The following is a 16,986-nucleotide window of genomic DNA, read 5'->3' as shown; positions in this document are numbered from 1 at the left end:
ATCCGACTTCCGGGGGTTGACAGCGGACGTGGCGTAGACAACAGTAGCGGCCTGTTTGAACGGTCAAACATACCTCGTCGGGGAGGGATGCGACCCATGGTGTCGTCGCCCACGGTGCGGGACGTCGCCGCTCGCGCGGGCGTGTCCCGGCAGACGGTGTCCAATGTGTTCAACGCGCCCGACCGGGTCGACCCGCGCACCATGGCCAAGGTGCTCACGGCCGTCGAAGCCCTCGGCTACCGGCCCAACCGCAGCGCGCGCAGCCTCAAGACCCGCAGCGCCGAGCTGATCGGGTACTGCGTCCCGTCCCGGCCCGCCGGTCCGTTGATGGACACCTTCCTGCACGCGCTCTGCAATGCCGCCGAGGCGGTGAACCGGCACGTGTTGCTGTTCACGGCGGGCGATGGCGACATGTCCGCCTACCAGAACCTCGTCGCGCAGCAGGCGGTCGACGCGTTCGTGCTCTCCGACGCCGTGGACGACGACCCGCGCCACCGCTGGCTGACCGAGCGCAAGATCCGCTACGCCTCGTTCGGCCGGACGTGGCCCGCGCACGGCGAGCAGCCGGCCCCGTGGGTCGATGTCGACGGCGCCGCGGCGATCCACGACATCGTCACCGGGCTGGTCTCCCTCGGCCACCAGCGCATCGGTTTCCTCGGGTGGTGGCACGGCATCGGCGCGATGCAGGACCGGCTGCGTGGCTGGCGCGCCGCATGCGCCGAGCACCGGCTGCCGCACGGCGACCCGTTGGTCGTGCGCGCGATCGCGGACACCATGGCCGACGGCCGGGCCGCCGCGCGCCGGCTGCTCAACCTGGCCGACCCGCCCACCGCGATGGTCGCCGTGAGCGACGTGCTCGCGCTCGGCGTGTGCCAGGAGCTGGCCGGGCGCGGCCTCGTGCCCGGCAAGGACGTCGCGGTCACCGGCTTCGACGACACCATGCTCGCCTCGGTCGTCGAGCCGGGGCTCACCTCCGTGCGCCAGCCGGTCGAACGGATCGCCGAGGCCCTCGTGCGCTCCCTCGTCGGCGGCGACGGCCACCACGATGTCCGGGTGCTCCTGCGTGGCGAGATCGTCAGCAGGGCGAGCGCCCCGATCCCCACCCCCACGGCCAGGAGCGTGACATGAAAGGCACGGCACGCGCCGCGTTAGCGGTGTGCACGGCACTGCTCACCACGACTCTCACCACCGCCGCGGCGGCGAGTTCGGCGGCCGCGACACCAGGCCAGGTGATGCCCGGCGTCCTGGCCGGGCACCCGACCCGGGAGATGTCGGAGACCGCGCGGCTGGCCGACCGGCGCGCGCTCGTCTCCGGCGAACGCGCCTATGCGATGGGCGATGAGACCGGGCTCTACCCGGCGACCGGGTGGCACACGCTCGGCGAGATGGGCGGCTACTGGACGCCGCCGGTGAAGCTGCTCGACGGGCTCTGGCTCGGTGTGAACGGTTCGTGGCTCGGCAAGGACGTGCCCGCGGCGGCCTATCACCGAGGCTGGGGTTACCAGCGCTTCGACTACCACAGCAGTGGCCTCGACGCGGGTCGCGTGGAGTTCGTGCCCGCCGGGTCGCGTGCGGTCGTGGTCGGCCTGACGCTGCGCAGCGCCACCTCGCGCACGGTGTCGTTGGCCGTGGACGCGCACTCCGAGCTGATGCCCGCGTACCCGTGGGGCGGCACGACGCCCAGCGCGACCGACGAGACCCCCGACCAGGGCGCCTACGCCGGCGGTGCACTGGTCTTCACCGACACCGGCACGCCGCCGGGGCAGGCCAAGCGCGACTACGCGGCCGTCGTGGCCGGCTCGCGGGCGCCGTCCGGGCACCAGCTCGGCAAGGACCACCGTGGCCCGCAGGATCCCGCCGTGGTGTGCCCGGCCACCGGCGACGCGCCTTACCGTTGCGACGACTCGCCGTTCGGCAAGGGCACCGGCGGACAGCTGGACTACCAGGTGTCTTTGAAGGCGGGCACGGCGCAGACGGTGTGGTTCGCCGTCGGCGGTGGCGACACCGGGGTCGGCGACGCGAAGGCGACCGTGGCCGCCGCGTTGCGTGACCCCGAGAAGGCGCTCGGCCAGGTGCTCGCGACCCGCCGTCAGGTCGCCGCGCACACGTCGGTGGACCTGCCCGGGGACCGGTTGCTGCAGCAGAGCGTCGAGTGGAGCAAGCAGAACCTCGCCGACTCGGTGCAGCAGGCCCGCGACCTGCAGGTGCGGCCGGTGAACGCCGGGACCGCGTACCCGCCGGCCAAGGGCACGGTCGCCAAGGCGCGCTGGTACGGCGCCGGATTCCCGGACTACCCCTGGCTCTTCGCCACCGACGGCGAGTACACCGCGTTCGCCGCCGTGGCCGCCGGGCAGTCCGATGTGGTCAAGGACCACATGCGCGCGCTGCGCGACGTGAGCGAGGTGCTCAACGACCACAGCGGCAAGGTCGCGCACGAGGTCGTGTCCACTGGGGACGTCTACTTCGGAGCGAACGCCGACGCCGGCAACACCGACGAGACGGTGAAGTTCCCCAGCATCGTCGCGCTGGTGTGGCGGTGGACCGGGGACAACGGGTTCCGCGACGAGATGTACGACTTCGCCACCCGCAACCTGCACTACGTCTACGACCACCTCGACGCCGACCACGACGGCTGGCCCGAAGGCCTGGCCAACGTCGAGCGGCCGGGCATGGGCAGCGAGAAGCTGGACTCGACGGTCTACCTCGACCGCGGCCTGCGCGACCTCGCCGACCTCGCCACCAGCAAGGGCGACCACGCCACGGCGGCGTGGGCGACCGGCAAGGCCGACGACCTGGAGAAGCGCTTCGACGACCAGTGGTGGTACGGCGGCGACGCGAAGGCCTACGCCGACTCCATCGACGACGTGGCCGATCCGGCCAACGACAACACGAAGATCTTCCAGCGGCACTGGATCGGCGTGACCCCGATGGAGGTCGAGCTGACCAAGCCGGACGGGTCGACGTCGCCGCTGTCGACAGCGGAGCACGGCCTGACGGCGCTGCAACAACGCGAAACCCCGTGCTACACCGGCGATCTCGGCCTCTACCACACCGGCACCGGCCCGACGTCGGATCCGAAGGGCAACCCGGGTGCGTCGTGCGACAGCGTGGTGTCCAGTGTGGCCAGCGACCGGGAGATCTTCTCGCTGAACAGTTCCATCATGGCCGTGGCCGAAGGCAACTACGGCCGGCTCGCCGCCGACCAGCAGGGCCGCTACACCACGGGCAACGCACGCATCCAGCTCGACCCGTCGATCTGGGAGCTGCCCGGCGCCATGCCGGAGATCGCGCCGTCACCGGACTTCCCGGCGAACATCGACCACTCGTTCACGACGCGGTCGATGGCGTTGCAGGCGTGGGGTACCTACGGCGTGCTGTGGCCGGTGGTGCACCAGCAACTCGGTGTGTCACCGGACCTCGGCCGCGGCAAGGTGCTCGTGGTGCCGCAGGTGCCCGCCGGGCAGAACCGCGTGGCGGGCAACGACATCGTGCTCGGCCGCGGTTCGGTGGACGTGTCCGCGTCCCACAACGGGAAGGTGTGGCGGACCGACGTGCGGTCCGCCGGCCTGCACGCCTCGGTGGTGGCGGGGGCGGTGCTGCCCGCGGACGCCCGGGTGGCCGGGGTGACGGTGAACGGGCACGCGGTCCAGTTCACCGCCGTGCCGACCTCGCGTGGCCTGGAGATCCGGGTTCCCGTGGGGGACAAGGCATCCGTGGTGATCACCACCCGGTAGGCGTGAGCACCACGCGGAGCGCGGAGTCGGCCCGCGCTCCGCGCGTGCTCGCGATCTCGCGTGACCGTCAGCTGCGGCGGGTGCGCAGGACGCGCAGGAAGTCGATCTCGCGGAAGCCGGGCCAGTAGACGTCCACGAACCGCAGGTCCGCGTGCGCCGACTGCCACAGCAGGAATCCGGACAACCGTTGCTCGCCGCTGGTGCGCAACACCAGGTCCGGGTCCGGGGTGTTGCCGGTCCACAGGTTGCGGGCGATGTCGGCCGGAGTGATCGTCGAGGCCAGTTCGGCCAGCGAACGGCCGTCCGCGGCGGCGTCGTCGAGCAGGGCGCGCACCGCTTCGACGATGTCCTCGCGGCCGCCGTAGCCGACGGCGACGGTCAGAACGCGGTTCTTGATGGTGTGTGTTGCTTCCACCGCGTCCTTGATCGCGTGTGCGGTCCGGTCGGGGAGGAGGTCAAGGCGGCCGGCCGATTCGATCCGCCAGCCGACCGACGGCGCCGCCAGCTCGCCGATCACGCGCTCGATGACCAGCATCAGGGCGTCGGCTTCCGCGTCCGACCGCTTGCGCAGGTTGTCGATCGAGGCCCAGAACACCGTCACGTACTCGACGCCCGCGCTTGCGCACCAGCCGAGCAGGTCTGCCACGTGGTCGAAGCCGCGAGCGTGGCCTTCCTGGACGTCGAGGCCGCGCTCGCGGGCCCACCGCCGGTGGCCGTCCATGATCACCGCGACGTGGCGGGGGACCGCGCCGACCTGGGTGCGCAGCCGCCGCAGGTACCAGCTTTCCGCGATGCGTCGGATTGTCACCCCGCCACGGTAGCGTCGCCGCGACCTCGACGAAGGGAGTCGCGATGGATGAGTGGCCGAAGATCGGTCAGCCGGCCACGCGGGCTTTGACCAATGCCGGGTACGGCGGGTTGGCCGAGCTCGACGGCGTGAGCGAACGAGAACTGAAGAAGCTGCACGGGATGGGCCCGAAGGCGCTCGGCATCCTGAAGGAGGCGCTCGCAGCGCAGGGCAAGTCGCTCGCCCCTTGACCGCAGGTGCGGGCCCGACACCACGGCCAAGCCGCAGGTGCGGAGGCGGTTCGCGGGCGCGGGCGAGGTCCGTCGTGATCGTGTTCAATCGCTGGCACAGGCGTTCTCCCTGGCGGCGGGTGGTGAGTGATGCGGGTCGCGCGCGAGCTCGCCCTGCGCATGCCGCAAATCGTCAAGAACGCGGTCGAGCGGGTCATCGACGACATGCCGCGGCACGCGAGCAACGTCGAGGTGCGCAAGACTGTCGCGTTGCACCTCGACTGGGCCGTGCGGGCCCTGGGTCCCGGCGTCGAACCCGACCTGACCCCGCTGCGGGTCACGGCCCGGCAGAACGCCGCCGCCGAGGTGCCGCTGCCGGATGTCCTGCACCTCCACCGGATCGCGCTCACCGAGCTGTGGCAGCAGGTCGTGGACATCACCGCCACGGGCCGTCCGGACGACACGGCCGAGTTGGTCGCCACCGCCGGGATGCTCTGGCGCCTGCTCGACCGGTTCGCCGACGTGGTCGCCGAGGCCTACCGGGACGCCACCGCGGACAGCTTGCGCACCCGTCGCGAACCTTTGCTCGACGCGTTGTTCGCCGGGGGCGCGGCGCTCGACGGGAACCTGTGGGACATCGCCCGCGTGCTCGGCCTGGCCGTGGACGGCGACTACGTCGTGGTCGCCGCCGAGGCGCCGGCCCTGGGCCGGGAACCGTTGCCGGACATCGAGACCCGGTTGACCGAGGCGCACATCGCCTCGGCGTGGCGCGACTCGCCCGAGCGGCGGGTCGGCGTCGTCTCGGTACGGCAGGAGGGGGCGCTCGACGTGCTCCTGGACCTGTTGCGCCGCAACGACTCCACCCGGATCGGCGTCAGCCCCGGTTACCGCGGGCTGGACAACTCCGCCAAGGCGTTGCACCTCGCGTTGGTGGCGCTGGGCAGCATGGCGCCGGGCGCGGTGGGCGTGGTGCGGTTCGGGGAGTCGCCGCTCGCGGGGCTGGTGGCGAGCGCGCCCGAAACCTCCGTGCGGCTGGCCCAGCAGGTGCTGCGCCCGATCCTGGCCCTGCCCGGCGAAGACCGGCAGGTGCTGCTCGCCACGCTGCGCGCGTGGTTCGACTGCCAAGGCTCGGCCAAGCTCACCGCCGACCGGATGTCGTGCCACGCCAACACGATCCGCTACCGGCTCAAGCGCATCGCCGCGGAACTCGGCCGATCGCTGGCCGACCCGGCGGACGTCGCCGAGATCGGGGCCGCGTTGCGGGCGCTGCAGGCGTTTCCGGATCAGGGCCCGAGAAGGCTCATCACGTAGGCGTTCGCGGCCGGGGCGAAGCGGCGGGCCACCTCGACGGTCGCGCGCTGCAACGCCGGACCCGGCCAGTCCGGCGGTACGAGTTCGGGCGGCAGGCCCGGGTCGCGCAGGGTGTCGACGAACGGCAGGCGCCCCAGCTCGGTGAAGCGGCGCAACGTTTCCGCGGTCGGCGGCTGGTGCTCGTCGGATTCGCGCACCGCCTTGGTCAGCGTCGCCACATGCGTGCGGTAGAGGGCGCCGACCTCGGCCAGGTTCCACGCGTCCCAGGCCGCGGCGGCGGCCTCGTGGACGTCCATGGTGAGCATCGCGCGGTACACCCGCGCGCCGTCCGGGACCGTCGTCAGCAGGTCGCCGAGCGCGGCGGTCCGGTCGGTCAGCGAGATCAGCACGCCCGGCTGCAGGATGCCGAACCCGCCGAGCACAGCCGCGCGGCGCAGCGCGTCCCGGTAGGCCCGCCGCGACTCGGGCACCTGGTGCAGCACGGCGTGGTACGCGCCGGTCCACGGCGTCGGCCGGCGGGTGCCGCTGTCGCGCACGCGGTGGAACGACTCGAGGAAGGGCCCGGCCAGCCGGTACTCGGCGGTGCGGCCGTGGCGCACGGACTCGAGCTGGCCGTCGCGGCGCATCCGGGCGATCACCGCACGCGCTGCGGTATCGGTCATCTCCAGGTCGGTCAGCAGCCGGTGCAGGACCTGGCCAGGCAGCGCGGTGCGGCCGGCGACGCCGAACAGGAAGGCGACGATGCCCGGTCCCGCGCCGCGCGCGAGGAACCGGTGCCGAGCCTCATCGGATGCGTTATCGTTCACGACCGTCACGGATTATGTCACATATCGGGGTGGTCATGAGCGCGTCGCCGAGCCCATTACGCACGTGGGTCCCCACCATGGTCTTCAACGTCGCGTTGCCCATCGCGACCTACATCGTGCTCTCGGGCAACGGCATGGCCGACGTGCCCGCGCTGATCCTCAGCGGCATCTGGCCGGTGGTCGAGCTGGGCCTGTCGTACGCACGCACGCGCCACTTCGACGAGTTGAGCATCATGGTGCTGATCTTCCTCGTCATCGGCGTGCTGACATCGCTGCTGTTCACCAGCGCGCGCGTGCTGCTGATCAAGGAATCCGCACTGACCGGGTTGTTCGGGGTCGTGCTGCTGGCGTCGTTGCTGGCCAAGCGGCCGCTGATGTTCTACTTCGGGCGCAAGTTCGCCACCGACGGCACGCCGGAGAAGATCGCCTGGTGGAACGGCCTCTGGCAGTACGAGGGGTTTCGGCGCGGGCAGCGCATGCTCACCGTCGTCTGGGGCGTCGCCTTCCTCGGTGAAGCCGTGCTGCGGATCCTGCTCGGGCTGTTCCTGCCGGTGGCGACGATGGTGGTGATCAACAACGTGCTGCCCTACGTCGTGCTCGCCGCGTTGGTCGTCGGCACGTCGATGTGGGGCAGGCGGCAGCAGGCTGCGCGCGAGCAGGCTGCTGCCGCCTGAGGAGACCAGTCAGTTCACCAGGGGAAGGGCGTGCGCACGGCCCGGAGGATCTCGGTGGTGCGCACCGGGGTGCCGTCGACGCCGGTGGGGTTGTCGTCGTTGACCACCGTGCCGCCGGCCGCGATGTGGTCCAAAGTGGACAGGCCGACGGCGTTGACCGTGCCGAAGATCGTGTAGTTCGGCCGCAGCGCGGAGTCGCCGTACACCACGAAGAACTGGCTGCCGTTGGTGTCCGGGCCCGCGTTCGCCATGGCCAGCACGCCGCGTGCGTACACCTTGCGTGCGCCGGTCGGGTCGGTCGGCGCGGGCGGCAGGCCCACGGGCAGTTCGTCCTTGTAGGAGTAGCCGGGACCGCCTTCGCCGGTGCCGGTCGGGTCACCGCACTGCAGCACCTTCAGCGTCGGGTACGACGTGAGCCGGTGGCACGTGGTGAGGTCGTAGAAGTGGTGCTTGGTCAGGTGAAGGAAGCTCTGCACCGTGCACGGCGCCTGCGCCCGGTTCAGCGTGAGGGGGATCAGGCCCTGGGTGGTGGCCAGGGTGACGCCGACCTGACCGTGGTCCGGCGTGTGGGCCGGGTCGGGCGGCAACGGCACCGGGCGCGCCGGCGGCTCGTCCGGGGTGACCGTGTACTGGCACGGCCCGTTGGTGGCGGTGCGGCCACCCTGGCTGTTCTGGCTCGGGGCCGCTTGGGCGGTGGTGACCGTCATCAGGGACAGCCCGACGGCCAGCCCGGCCGCCGCGACCAGCACGCGGTTTCTCAAGGTGGATCCTCCTCGACGAGTGCGTGAACCGCGGACCGGTCCGGTCGCGGCCGCGGCAGTCTAGAACCGGAGGTGCCCGCGGCGGCAGGTCGAAAGGGATACTGCAGTCATGAGCATGCCGATCCTGCTGACCGTCGACGACGACCCGGCCGTGTCCCGCGCTGTTGCCCGCGACCTGCGCCGTCGCTACGGGCAGGACTACCGGGTGGTCCGGGCCACCTCCGGAGCCGACGCCTTGGACGCCCTGCGCGAGATCAAGCTGCGTGGCGACGCCGTGGCCGCGATCCTCGCCGACTACCGCATGCCGCAGATGGACGGCATCGCGTTCCTGGAGCAGGCCATGGACCTGTTCCCGAGGGCCCGCCGCGCCCTGCTGACCGCCTACGCCGACACCGACGCGGCGATCCAGGCCATCAACGTCGTCGACGTCGACCACTACCTGCTCAAGCCGTGGGACCCGCCGGAGGAGAAGCTCTACCCGGTGATCGACTCGCTGGTCGACGCCTGGCGCGCGGCGGGGGACGCGCCCGTCGAGGAGACCAAGGTGGTCGGGCACCGGTGGTCGGCCAAGTCGTACGCGGTGCGTGACTTCCTCGCCCGCAACTCGGTGCCCTACCGCTGGTACTCCGTGGACGAGGCCGAGGGCCAGCGGCTGCTGGACGCGGCGGGCAAGCAGCCCGAGGACATCCCGGTGGTGATCACGCCGGACGGTCGCGCGCTGGTGAGCCCGAGCGGCCCGGAGATCGCGGAGGCCGTGGGCCTGTCCACCCAGCCGTCCGGCGACTTCTACGACCTGGTGATCATCGGTGGCGGGCCCGCCGGGCTCGGCGCCGCGGTGTACGGCGCGTCCGAGGGCCTGAAGACCGTGCTCGTCGAGCGCAAGGCCACCGGCGGGCAGGCCGGGCAGAGCTCGCGGATCGAGAACTACCTCGGCTTCCCGGACGGCGTGTCCGGCGCGCAGCTCACCGACCGGGCCCGGCGCCAGGCGCAGAAGTTCGGCGCCGAGGTGCTCACCGCCCGCGACGTCACCGGGCTGGAGGTGCGTGGCTCCGCGCGCGTGGTGACCTTCGGCGACGGCTCGGAGATCAAGGCGCACGCGATCGTGCTGTCCACCGGCGTCGCCTACCGCGCGCTGGACGCGGCCGGCGTGCAGGAGCTGACCGGCCGCGGCGTCTATTACGGCTCGGCGTCCACGGAGGCACCCGACTGCCAGGACAAGCCCGTCTACATCGTCGGCGGCGCGAACTCCGCCGGGCAGGCCGCGGTGTTCTTCTCCCGCTACGCCGCGAGCGTGACGCTCGTGGTGCGCGGGGCGTCGCTGCGCTCGTCGATGTCGCACTACCTCATCGAGCAGATCGAGGCGATCGAGAACATCAGCGTGCGCACCTCGACCGTGGTCGAGAAGGCGCACGGCGACGAGCACCTGGAAAGCCTGAGCCTGCACTGCTCCGAGAGCGGGATCACCGAGCAGGTCGACGCGAGCCACCTGTTCGTCTTCATCGGCGCCGCGCCGCGCACCGACTGGCTCGGCGACGCCGTCGTGCGCGACGACCACGGGTTCGTCTGCACCGGACCGGATCTCCTGGTGGAAGGACGCCGTCCACCGGGATGGACTCTGGACCGCGATCCGTTGTACCTGGAGTCGAGCGTTCCCGGCGTGTTCGTGGCCGGCGACGTCCGGGCCCAGTCGGTCAAGCGGGTGGCGTCCGCCGTCGGCGAGGGCGCGATGGCCGTCACGCTCGTGCACCGTTACCTGGAGGAGCGATGAGCACCGAAAACACCATGACGCACGATGAGTTGCGCCGTCTCTTCCTCTTCGAGCACCTCACCGCGGAGCAGCTCGACTGGATCAGCGCGAACTCGCGCAGGGAAACCTTCGCCGCGGGCGCGACGGTCGTGGCCGAGGGCGACCCGGCCACCTGCTTCTACGTGCTCCTCGGCGGCACCATGTCGATGTCCAGGCTGGTCAGCGGCTCGGTCGTGGAGATCACCCGCAGCGACCAGGTCGGCTCGTACTTCGGCGCGACCCAGTTCCTCGTCGACGGCAAGGGCGGGTCGCAGTACTCCGCGTCGGTCACCGCGATCAGCGACCTGAGCCTGCTGAGCGTGCCCGCGGCCGAGTTCTCCGAGAAGTTCCGCGAGTGGTTCCCGATGGCCACGCACCTGCTCTCGGGCATGTACCTCGGCTGGCGCAACAGCGACGCCGTGATCGGTCAGCGGCAGCGGTTGCAGGCGTTGGGGGAGTTGTCCGCCGGGCTGACCCACGAGCTGAACAACCCGGCCGCCGCCGCGGTGCGTGCGACGGCCGCGCTGCGTGAGCGCGTCGCCGGGATGCGCAACAAGCTGGCGATGCTGGCCAAGAAGGACATCAACCCCGGCCTGCTCGAGTCGTTGATCGAGGTGCAGGAGAACTTCGTCAAGAAGGTGCCGGAGGCGCCGAAGCTCACCGCGCTGCAGCAGACCGATCTCGAGGACGAGATCACCGACTGGCTCGACGACCACGACATCCGCCAGGGCTGGGACATGGCGGACACGTTCGTGAACGCGGGGCTGACCACGCAGAGCCTCGAGGACGTCGCCGTGGCGGTCGGCGAGGACTTCCTCGAACCGGCGCTGCGCTGGCTCGGGTACGCGCTGGAGACCGAGATGCTGATGGGGGAGATCGAGGACTCCACCACCCGCGTGTCGACGCTGGTCGCCGCGGCCAAGCAGTACTCCCAGATGGACCGCGCGCCGTTCCAGTGGATCGACGTCCACGACGGCCTCGACTCGACGCTCGTCATGCTCAACAGCAAGTTCGAGCACATCAAGGTCGAGAAGGACTACGACCGGTCGCTGCCCAGCATCCCGGCGTACGCGGGCGAGTTGAACCAGGTCTGGACCAACCTGGTGGACAACGCCGTCAGCGCCATGGAAGGCCGGGGCACGCTGACCCTGCGCACGTCGAAGGAGAACGAGTGCGTGCTCGTCGAGATCGGCGACACCGGGCCCGGTGTGCCCGACGACATCAAGCAGCGCATCTTCGAGCCGTTCTTCACCACCAAGCCGGTGGGTGAGGGGACCGGCCTGGGGCTGGACATCTCGTGGCGGATCGTGGTGAACCGCCACCACGGTGATCTGCGCGTGCGGTCGGTGCCGGGCAACACGGTCTTCCAGGTCCGGTTGCCGCTGACCGAAAGCCCCGACACCTGATCCCGCGACCCGGGCGATCATCAGGGATGATTGTCCGGTCCGCCGGAACAGGGAGTGTGTGATGACCGCCGAGCCGCGGCCTTCCCTGCTGCGCCGGTTGCGCGACCGGCACTCGTGGCTGGACAACCTGTCCTCGACCCTTGGGCGCTACATCGAGTACAACGGCGACCACTACGCCGCCGCGATCACGTACTACAGCCTGCTGTCCCTCGTGCCGCTGATCATGATCAGCGCCTCGGTGGTCGGGTTCGTGGTCGCGGGCGACGCCGCGCTGGTCGGCGAGGTGCGGCGCGTAGTGGTCCAGGCGTTGCCGCGGTCGCTGGCCGGGCAGGTCGACGACCTGGTGGGCTCGATCATCGAGAACCGCCAGCAGTTCGGGGTGCTCGGACTCGTGGTGGCCGTGTACTCCGGGTGGAGCTGGATCAGCAACGTGCGGGACGCGCTGACCGCCATGTGGGGTCAGGACAAGCCGGACGTGAGCATCCTCCGGATGGTCGTCACCGACGTGCTGAACCTGATCGGGCTCGGCGCCGCGCTGGTGTTCTCGTTCGTGCTGACCGCCCTCGGCAGCGGCGTCAACGACTGGGGGCTGAACCTGCTCAACCTGGAGGACACCTTCGTCGCGCGCACCGTGCTCGCGGTGTCCACTGTGGTCCTCGCGTTGTTCACCGACTGGCTGGTGCTGCTGTGGGTCATCGCGCGCCTGCCGCGCCGGCCCGTGGGGTTCCGGTACGCGGTGCGCGGTGCCGTGTACGCGGCGCTGGGCTTCGAAGTGCTGAAGCAGCTGGGGAACCTGTACCTGCGGCTGCTGAGCTACTCGCCGACGGTGATCGCGTTCGGCGCGTTGATCGGTCTGCTGGTGTTCATCTACCTGGCCGCCCGGATGTTGTTGCTGACGACCGTGTGGACGGCGATGCGCACCATCCGCGATTCGCCCACACCGCCACCCGCGCCGCCACCCGCCGTGATCCGGCCGAACGTCGTGGACGGTGGTTCGCGCACGAAGTTGTTGTCGGTGGCGGTGATCAGCGCCCTGCTGTCGCACTGGTGGACCAAGCGCCACAAGTAGCCGGGGCGGGAAGCAACCGGCGTCGTCGGGTGTTGTGCGGTGGGTGGCTACCGAGAACGACGTGACCGCGGCGGCGCTGGTCACCCCTGAGGTGTCGCCTGGACCGATCGGGCGCGCGTTCGGGGCCATCCCGCCGACCGTGCTGGTGGTGCTCGGCATCGTCAGCGTGCAGGTCGGTTCCGCGTTGGCCAAGCACCTCTTCGCCGAGGTGGGCAGCTTCGGGACCGTCTCGTTGCGGCTGTTCTTCGCGGCGGTCGTGCTCGTGGTGCTGTGGCGGCCGTCGCTGCGCCTGGACCGTCGCACGTGGACGGTGGTGCTCACGTACGGGGTCGTCCTCGGCCTGATGAACCTGTGCTTCTACCTGGCCCTGGCGCGGATTCCACTGGGGATCGCGGTGATGACCGAGTTCCTTGGCCCGCTAGCCGTGGCGCTGGTCGGGTCGCGGCGGTGGCTGGACGCGTGCTGGGCCGTGCTCGCGGCCGGCGGCGTGGTGCTGCTCATGGAAGGCCGGGGCGAGCTGAACCTGGTCGGCTTCCTGTTCGCCGTCGGCGCCGGCGTTTTCTGGGGTCTCTACATCCTGCTCGGCGCGGCGCTGGGCCGGCACACGACCGAGGGCAACGGGCTGGCGCTCGGCATGATCATCGCGGCGGTCGTGGCGGTGCCGGTCGGGGTGGCCGACAGCGGGACATCCTTGCTGCAGCCGTGGATCCTGCTCGCGGGGCTGGGGGTCGCGCTGCTCTCGTCGGTGATCCCGTACTCGCTGGACCTGGAGGCCCTGCGCAAGATCCCGCCACGCGTGTTCGGCATCCTGATGAGCCTCGAACCGGCGTTGGCCGCCCTCATCGGCCTCGTCGTGCTCGGGGAGGCACTGCACCTGACGCAATGGCTCGCCGTCCTGTGCGTGGTGGCCGCCTCGGCGGGCGCCACGAGGGGCGCCCGCTCGTAACAGGCCTGCTCGTAACAGGTCCATTCGTGCCGCCGATCCAGTACCTGGGCGCGCACGGAGGTCGAAATGGAACTCACGGTCCAGGATTTCGAACTGGTCGACGCCGAACCGGCAGCCAAGGCCTTGTGGACTTCGCCGCTGTTCGAGTCCTTCGACTTCGACGGCAACGTTTCGCTCCCGCAGGCAACCATGCGCGAACTGGACTTCGCGGTCGTCCCGCCTGCGCACCTGCCCGGATATGCGGACCTTTGGAAAATCGATGAGTCCGGCGAGGATCTCGCGACCGCGCACATGCTCTACGCGCCCGACAACCAGGTGACCGTTTCCTACGACCCGTCGATGGCGTCGAGGTTCCAGGACAACAACTACGTGTCCGGGCTGGGTCGTCAGCTCGTGGGCACGCCGGATGTCATGTACCGCAAGGGCCGGTTCTTCGGTTCGGACCTGGTGGTCGCCTTCGAACCCGAGCACGACCAGCCGGCCACCGAGCGGCCGATCGACCTGCCGATCATGCGGCTGCACTGCCCGAAGAACGCGGGGTGCACCGCCACGGAGAGCTTCAACGTCGCACGCACCGAGAAGGTCGAAGGCAAGATCGCGATCGTCGGCCTCAACGCGTCCGGCACCGCTTCGGCCACGGTCACCCTCGGGCAGGCGTGGGAAACGGCCGACGGGCAGTGCCTGCAGTACCTCGTCCCGGCGACCCTGCGGCTGGAGATCGGCCGCACGCTGGTGAACGGCGAAGCGGTGGCCTTCGGTATGCGGGCCACGGTTGTCGACATCGGCAAGGGCGTGGCGAAACAGTGCGCGATCGCCCCGGTGGACGACTACTGCCAGAAACCGGAGAGCGAGATCCGGGCGGAGTGCCGCCTGTGGTCGCAGCCGCTGGCCATCCGCGACGGCAGCGGCGAATGGAGCGCGAAGGTCGGCTCGGAGCAGACCGGCCAGGTCGGTGTGGACCTTGAACTCTTCGGCCAGAAGCTGACCGTGGGCATGGCGTATTCCAGGACGTACTCCGCCGAGTTGGAGCGGTCGTACAAGCTGGCGAAGTCCGACACCTCGGCGTACCTGCCGTACACCAGGATCCCGTCCCACAACGCGGCTGCGGTCGACGACATCTACTGGACCACGCAATAGCACACAAAACACCCGGCGCGGATGGGGAATGCGCCGGGTGTGCGTGTGCGAGCCTAGGCCACCGAAGCCAGGTAAGCCTTCGCCTTCTCCGGGTCCAGGAACCAGTTCTGGAAGTCCGACGGGTCGGTGAAGCCGTTGACGAAGCGACGCGCCACGGCCGGGATCTGGCCTGCCGCACCGATGATCTCCAGCACGTGCTCCGGCGGGGGCATCAGCATCGCGTTGGTCCACGTCGTCACGTGCTGGGCGTAGTTCCAGTAGGTGTCGAACGTCTGCTGCATCCACGCCCGGTCGAACGGCTTGTCACCGCGCTTGAGGATCTCGTCGAGGTACACGGCCGCGCAGCGGGCGGCGTTGTTCGAGCCCTGGCCGGTGATCGGGTCGTTGGCGACGACGACGTCGGCCATGCCGAGCACGAAGGTGCCCGACGGCAGCTCGCCGACCGGCTCGCGCACGACCGGGGTGTACCCGCCGGCGAGCGTGGCCTTCTCGTCGGTCAGCTCGACGTTGCGTGCCCGCTCGTACTCCCACGGCACGAACTGCTTCATCAGCTCGAGGATCCGGCCGAGCAGCTCCCGCGGCTTGGGCTGGTCGCCGAAGACGTCCAGCGGCCCGCCCGGGATGCCCTCGAAGAACAGGATGTCGCAGTTGCCCGACAAGGTCAGGCCCGGGATCATGAAGAGTTCGCCGACCGTCGGCACGATGTTGAACCGCACCGCGTTCTTGTCCGGGTGCTCCGGGCGCGGCTCCAGGCCGTGCACGTACGCCAGCGACAACGCGCGCTGCGGCGCCGTGAACGGCGAGCGCTCCGGGATGCGGTCGAACAGCTGCACCAGTTCGCCCTTGCCCGCGGCCACGATGACCAGCTCGTACATTTCGCCGAGCTTGTTCAGGTCCGCGGTGGTCACACCGTGGTAGATGACCTTGCCGCTGCGCTCCTCGAAGAGCTCCAGCCAGCCGGACATCTTGATGCGCTGGTCCACCGACTGCGCGTAGTGGTCGAGCTCGGCGAACCAGTCGATGATCCGGTTGCCTTCAGGGCCCATGACCGAGACGCCGAGGCCGTCGATGTTGACGCACTCGTCTTCCCACAGGTTCAGCTTGTGGTCGCGCTCGTGTTGCAGCGCCTCGTGGAACATGCCCTGGGTGGACATCACGCGCCCGTTGCGGATCTCGTCGGGGGTCCGCGCGGACATGACCGTGACGTCGTAGCCGTTCTCCTGCAGCGTCAGCGCCAATTGCAACCCGGATTGGCCTGCCCCGACGATCAGGATCTTACGCATGGCTGGCGGTCCTCCAGGAATTCGTGTCGTCGTCCGCGACGAGGTGGGTAGGTGGTGCGGGCTGGCCGGGCCCCGACACCGTGGCCAGCTCGAGGGTGTGGGTCACCAACGACTTCAGCGTGTCCACACAGGACGCGGGCTGGCGCGCGTCGCAGGTGATCAACGGGATGTCGTCGTTGATCGCCAGCGCGTCGCGGACCTCGTCGAGGTCGTGCGCGAGCCGCCCGTCGAACTTGTTGACCGCGACGATGAACGGCAGGTCCGAGTCGTTCTCGAAGTAGTTGATCGCCGCGAACGACTGGTCCAGCCTGCGGGTGTCGACCAGCACGATCGCGCCCAGCGCGCCACGCGAGAGGTCGTCCCACAGGAACCAGAACCGGGGCTGGCCCGGCGTGCCGAACAAGTACAGCAACAAGTCGTCGTGCAGGGTGATCCGGCCGAAGTCCATCGCGACCGTGGTGGTGGTCTTGTGGGAGTCCTCGCTCACGGGGTCGGTCTGCGCACCGGCCTCGGTCATCCACGCCTCGGTGTTCAACGGCGGCACCTCGGACACCGACCCCACGAAGGTGGTCTTGCCGACCCCGAAGCCACCGGCGACGACGATCTTCGCGGAGATCGTGAGCAGACCCGCGTCAGACGCTGAGCTGCTTGAGTCCATCGAGGATCCTCTCCAGCATCATGGTGTCCTGCTTGTAGGCGTAGGTCGTGGGGTGGATGAAGATCGCCCCTTGTGCGGCCAGGTCGCTGGTCAGCACGCGGACCACGCCCAAGGGCAGGGCCAGGGCGACGGACAGCTCGGCGATCGAGATCCGCCCGCGCGCCTGTTCGTACAGGGCTCTCGACTCCGGCATCAGCGCGTCGGCGAGTGCCGGGTCGTAGTTCGGCACCGACAGCAGCGTCTCCACCAGCAGGTGGTGGCGGGTGCGGGTGCGCCCACCGGTCAGGGCGTAGGGCCTGATCCGCTTGCTGCGCGGCTTCCGGTGGCCGTTCGTGTCCGGATCGCTGCTTTCCGCAGCGGTGTTCGGGTCGGCGTGCGTGCCGGCCATGGTGATCACA

16 protein-coding genes are annotated in these 16,986 nt (G+C 70.1%); 10 read left to right on the top strand and 6 right to left on the bottom strand.

Annotated features, from left to right (window positions below):
- Nucleotides 1-96: 96 nt before the first annotated feature.
- The gene (locus EV186_RS15760) at nt 97-1,128 is read left to right on the top strand and encodes a LacI family DNA-binding transcriptional regulator (RefSeq protein WP_133849960.1); all 1,032 of its coding nucleotides are present in this window, start codon (nt 97-99) and stop codon (nt 1,126-1,128) included.
- A complete protein-coding gene (locus tag EV186_RS15755) occupies nt 1,125-3,734 on the top strand; it encodes a glucosidase family protein (RefSeq protein ID WP_208115609.1) in 2,610 nt (869 codons plus the stop codon). The genes EV186_RS15760 and EV186_RS15755 overlap by 4 nt, the downstream gene beginning before the upstream one ends.
- Before the next feature lie 67 nt (nt 3,735-3,801).
- Here the strand turns inward: EV186_RS15755 and uppS are convergent, their stop codons facing one another.
- Nucleotides 3,802-4,542: a polyprenyl diphosphate synthase gene (uppS, locus tag EV186_RS15750; RefSeq protein WP_133849959.1), complete on the bottom strand. Its 741-nt coding sequence runs from the start codon at nt 4,540-4,542 to the stop codon at nt 3,802-3,804.
- Nucleotides 4,543-4,586: 44 nt separating this feature from the next.
- Here uppS and EV186_RS15745 point away from each other — a divergent pair, with 44 nt between their 5' ends.
- Nucleotides 4,587-4,772, top strand: coding sequence for a helix-hairpin-helix domain-containing protein (locus EV186_RS15745; protein WP_133849958.1), 186 nt, complete (start codon nt 4,587-4,589; stop codon nt 4,770-4,772).
- 129 nt (nt 4,773-4,901) lie between these two features.
- The gene (locus tag EV186_RS15740) at nt 4,902-6,062 is read left to right on the top strand and encodes a PucR family transcriptional regulator (RefSeq protein WP_133849957.1); all 1,161 of its coding nucleotides are present in this window, start codon (nt 4,902-4,904) and stop codon (nt 6,060-6,062) included.
- Here the strand turns inward: EV186_RS15740 and EV186_RS15735 are convergent.
- Nucleotides 6,035-6,868 (bottom strand): PaaX family transcriptional regulator C-terminal domain-containing protein, encoded by an 834-nt coding sequence (locus EV186_RS15735; protein ID WP_133849956.1) that lies wholly within the window; start codon nt 6,866-6,868, stop codon nt 6,035-6,037. The two genes, EV186_RS15740 and EV186_RS15735, sit on opposite strands and share 28 nt — an antisense overlap.
- Nucleotides 6,869-6,903: 35 nt before the next feature.
- On the opposite strand from EV186_RS15735, the gene EV186_RS15730 reads away from it, so the two are divergent.
- Nucleotides 6,904-7,542 carry a VC0807 family protein gene (locus EV186_RS15730; protein WP_133849955.1) on the top strand — a complete coding sequence of 213 codons (639 nt, stop codon included), beginning with the start codon at nt 6,904-6,906 and terminating at the stop codon, nt 7,540-7,542.
- A 14-nt stretch (nt 7,543-7,556) separates the two neighbouring features.
- Here EV186_RS15730 and EV186_RS15725 read toward each other — a convergent pair whose 3' ends face one another.
- The gene (locus tag EV186_RS15725; RefSeq protein WP_133850279.1) at nt 7,557-8,249 is read right to left on the bottom strand and encodes a peptidylprolyl isomerase; all 693 of its coding nucleotides are present in this window, start codon (nt 8,247-8,249) and stop codon (nt 7,557-7,559) included.
- Nucleotides 8,250-8,412: 163 nt separating this feature from the next.
- Here EV186_RS15725 and EV186_RS15720 point away from each other — a divergent pair, with 163 nt between their 5' ends.
- From EV186_RS15720 to EV186_RS15700, 5 genes are all read left to right on the top strand, one after another.
- A complete protein-coding gene (locus EV186_RS15720; protein WP_133849954.1) occupies nt 8,413-10,071 on the top strand; it encodes an NAD(P)/FAD-dependent oxidoreductase in 1,659 nt (552 codons plus the stop codon).
- On the top strand, nt 10,068-11,495 hold the full coding sequence (locus tag EV186_RS15715) for an ATP-binding protein (protein ID WP_133849953.1): 1,428 nt from the start codon (nt 10,068-10,070) through the stop codon (nt 11,493-11,495). Before EV186_RS15720 ends, EV186_RS15715 begins: the two co-directional genes overlap by 4 nt.
- Before the next feature lie 61 nt (nt 11,496-11,556).
- A complete protein-coding gene (locus EV186_RS15710; protein WP_133849952.1) occupies nt 11,557-12,564 on the top strand; it encodes a YihY/virulence factor BrkB family protein in 1,008 nt (335 codons plus the stop codon).
- 76 nt (nt 12,565-12,640) lie between these two features.
- Entirely contained in the window at nt 12,641-13,510 is an 870-nt protein-coding gene (locus tag EV186_RS15705; protein WP_243754096.1) for an EamA family transporter, read from the top strand.
- A 66-nt stretch (nt 13,511-13,576) separates the two neighbouring features.
- Nucleotides 13,577-14,647, top strand: coding sequence for a hypothetical protein (locus EV186_RS15700; RefSeq protein ID WP_133849950.1), 1,071 nt, complete (start codon nt 13,577-13,579; stop codon nt 14,645-14,647).
- A gap of 53 nt (nt 14,648-14,700) precedes the next feature.
- Here EV186_RS15700 and EV186_RS15695 read toward each other — a convergent pair whose 3' ends face one another.
- Genes EV186_RS15695 through EV186_RS15685 form a run of 3 tightly spaced genes read right to left on the bottom strand, consistent with a single transcriptional unit; the run spans nt 14,701 to nt 16,976 of the window.
- Complete coding sequence (locus tag EV186_RS15695; RefSeq protein WP_133849949.1) at nt 14,701-15,930, bottom strand: styrene monooxygenase/indole monooxygenase family protein; 1,230 nt, start codon at nt 15,928-15,930, stop codon at nt 14,701-14,703.
- Nucleotides 15,923-16,588 (bottom strand): GTP-binding protein, encoded by a 666-nt coding sequence (locus EV186_RS15690; protein ID WP_133849948.1) that lies wholly within the window; start codon nt 16,586-16,588, stop codon nt 15,923-15,925. The genes EV186_RS15695 and EV186_RS15690 overlap by 8 nt, the downstream gene beginning before the upstream one ends.
- A complete protein-coding gene (locus EV186_RS15685) occupies nt 16,563-16,976 on the bottom strand; it encodes a DUF742 domain-containing protein (protein ID WP_133849947.1) in 414 nt (137 codons plus the stop codon). The genes EV186_RS15690 and EV186_RS15685 overlap by 26 nt, the downstream gene beginning before the upstream one ends.
- Nucleotides 16,977-16,986 lie beyond the last annotated feature (10 nt).

This window comes from Labedaea rhizosphaerae (assembly GCF_004362825.1).
In the GTDB taxonomy this organism is placed as follows: domain Bacteria; phylum Actinomycetota; class Actinomycetes; order Mycobacteriales; family Pseudonocardiaceae; genus Labedaea; species Labedaea rhizosphaerae.
The sequence above is the reverse complement of the archived record's forward strand: the minus strand, read 5'-3'. Positions and strand labels throughout refer to the sequence as shown.

Excerpts from the sequence above, each read along its gene's own strand:
- EV186_RS15760 (WP_133849960.1), top strand. The coding sequence starts at position 97 with ATGGTGTCGTCGCCCACGGTGCGGGACGTCGCCGCTCGCGCGGGCGTG.
- EV186_RS15755 (WP_208115609.1), top strand. The coding sequence starts at position 1,125 with ATGAAAGGCACGGCACGCGCCGCGTTAGCGGTGTGCACGGCACTGCTC.
- EV186_RS15745 (WP_133849958.1), top strand. The coding sequence starts at position 4,587 with ATGGATGAGTGGCCGAAGATCGGTCAGCCGGCCACGCGGGCTTTGACC.
- EV186_RS15740 (WP_133849957.1), top strand. The coding sequence starts at position 4,902 with ATGCGGGTCGCGCGCGAGCTCGCCCTGCGCATGCCGCAAATCGTCAAG.
- EV186_RS15730 (WP_133849955.1), top strand. The coding sequence starts at position 6,904 with ATGAGCGCGTCGCCGAGCCCATTACGCACGTGGGTCCCCACCATGGTC.
- EV186_RS15725 (WP_133850279.1), bottom strand. The coding sequence starts at position 8,249 with ATGACGGTCACCACCGCCCAAGCGGCCCCGAGCCAGAACAGCCAGGGT.
- EV186_RS15720 (WP_133849954.1), top strand. The coding sequence starts at position 8,413 with ATGAGCATGCCGATCCTGCTGACCGTCGACGACGACCCGGCCGTGTCC.
- EV186_RS15715 (WP_133849953.1), top strand. The coding sequence starts at position 10,068 with ATGAGCACCGAAAACACCATGACGCACGATGAGTTGCGCCGTCTCTTC.
- EV186_RS15710 (WP_133849952.1), top strand. The coding sequence starts at position 11,557 with ATGACCGCCGAGCCGCGGCCTTCCCTGCTGCGCCGGTTGCGCGACCGG.
- EV186_RS15700 (WP_133849950.1), top strand. The coding sequence starts at position 13,577 with ATGGAACTCACGGTCCAGGATTTCGAACTGGTCGACGCCGAACCGGCA.
- EV186_RS15695 (WP_133849949.1), bottom strand. The coding sequence starts at position 15,930 with ATGCGTAAGATCCTGATCGTCGGGGCAGGCCAATCCGGGTTGCAATTG.
- EV186_RS15690 (WP_133849948.1), bottom strand. The coding sequence starts at position 16,588 with ATGGACTCAAGCAGCTCAGCGTCTGACGCGGGTCTGCTCACGATCTCC.
- EV186_RS15685 (WP_133849947.1), bottom strand. The coding sequence starts at position 16,976 with ATGGCCGGCACGCACGCCGACCCGAACACCGCTGCGGAAAGCAGCGAT.